Here is a 320-nt window from a genome sequence, read left to right as displayed (position 1 = left end):
TCGCCGAAAGCTTGTTAAAACAAACTTTCATTTTGCCTTAGCCTGCACCCCACCAGTGAAAGTGGTGCACAGTCTAAATTTTTATCACAATCCGAATTTTTAAAGAACGATCTAATCAAAGATTAGAAATCAATATTCTTTTCAGAATATTCATTTCTAAGCTTTCGAACAGCGTTGCACCTGAACCACTACATTGATGAATATGTAATTGGTAGGTCTGGGCAGATTTGAACTGCCGACCTCACCCTTATCAGGGGTGCGCTCTAACCAACTGAGCTACAGACCTAAATACAGGCTGCTATCGTCTTCTTCAATGAATC

At 40.0% G+C, this 320-nt stretch carries 1 tRNA gene; it reads right to left on the bottom strand.

The features are described from left to right. Positions 1 to 209: 209 nt before the first annotated feature. A tRNA-Ile gene (locus ACYAS9_RS26370) sits at positions 210 to 286 on the bottom strand. Between the last annotated feature and the right edge of the window lie 34 nt (positions 287 to 320).

Source organism: Pseudomonas sp. HP_08, from assembly GCF_055284095.1.
Note: the sequence above shows the minus strand (reverse complement) of the source record. Positions and strands in the feature narration are given on the sequence as shown.